We start from the raw sequence: 1,314 nt of genomic DNA on the forward strand, positions 1-1,314 counted from the left end.
CTTAATTCCTTCTTTCAAAACTATACCTATCAATCGTTTCCCCTTTTTTTAAGTTTCTTCTCTTTTTGTTAAGAAAGATCTGACTAATGGATAGCCTTATCAAGGGGGGCAGGGGGGATCAAAGACAAAATCTATCTTCAATTTAATTGAAACCACTTACTTAGAACTGTTCAATCTTATAAGATTAAAGTTTAGCACTCGATCGCTGTTAAGCGTGTCTTTTTTGATGCCAATTCCAGGCGTGTTCAACTATTACCTTGAGATCGGCATATTGGGGATGCCAACCGAGAACCTGTTTAGCTTTATCACTACTGCCGATTAAAATGGGGGCATCGCCGGCCCTTCTGGGACTTTCGATGACGGGAATATCTAAACCAGTTACTGCTTGTGCTGTTTCAATCACTTCACGCACGGAAAAACCGTTACCATTGCCCAAATTAAACACATTACTTTCGCCCCCATTTAAGAGATATTCTAAGCCTAAAACGTGAGCTTGGGCTAAATCATTGACATGGATATAATCGCGAACAGCAGTGCCATCGGGAGTATCATAATCCGTGCCGAAAACTGACAGGTAATCCCGTTTTTTCAGGGCAGTTAATAAAGCCAGGGGAATTAAATGGGTTTCCGGTTGGTGATCTTCCCCTAATAAACCACTGGGGTCGGCTCCTGAGGCATTAAAATAACGGAAAGCCACCGATTTTAAACCGTAGGCCCGATCAAAATCCCGAAGAATTTGTTCCACCATTTCCTTACTGGCAGCGTAGGGACTGAGGGGATGATGGGGATGATTTTCCGTCATCGGAATTTCTTTCGGCATTCCATAAATAGCACAGGTAGAAGAAAAAACAAATTTCTTCACATCGGCGGCGATCATCGCTTGCAAAAGAGTCAGACTACCACTAACATTATTTTGATAGTAAATAGCCGGTTCTTGTACCGATTCCCCCACGGCAATAAAAGCGGCAAAGTGCATGACGGCGGCAATATCACGACTGGCAAATAAATTATCCAGCAGCGATCGATCCCTAGTATCACCGACAATTAACTCAACTTTTAATATATCCTTAACGATTTCGGCGTGACCGTAGGATAAATTATCGAGTACGATGACGGAATAACCGGCATTTTTAAGCGCTAGAACCGCATGGGAACCAATATAACCCGCACCGCCAGTAACGAGAATGGTAGGTTTAACTTGAGACACGCGATCATACCTATTTGAGATTGACTTGTCTATAACTTTATACCCTAATTTTGCTTTTAAGTAAGTGGTTATAATTAAATTGAAGATAGATTTTGTCTTTGATCCCC

General features: G+C 41.8%; 1 protein-coding gene. It reads right to left on the reverse strand.

The genetic code is table 11. From position 1 onward, the window contains the following. Nucleotides 1-208 precede the first annotated feature (208 nt). Nucleotides 209-1,207, reverse strand: a complete 999-nt coding sequence (gene galE / locus PX636_RS02615) for a UDP-glucose 4-epimerase GalE (protein ID WP_012268350.1) — start codon at nt 1,205-1,207, stop codon at nt 209-211. Between the last annotated feature and the right edge of the window lie 107 nt (nt 1,208-1,314).

The organism is Microcystis sp. M53598_WE2 (genome assembly GCF_030067735.1).
GTDB classification, from domain to species: domain Bacteria; phylum Cyanobacteriota; class Cyanobacteriia; order Cyanobacteriales; family Microcystaceae; genus Microcystis; species Microcystis aeruginosa.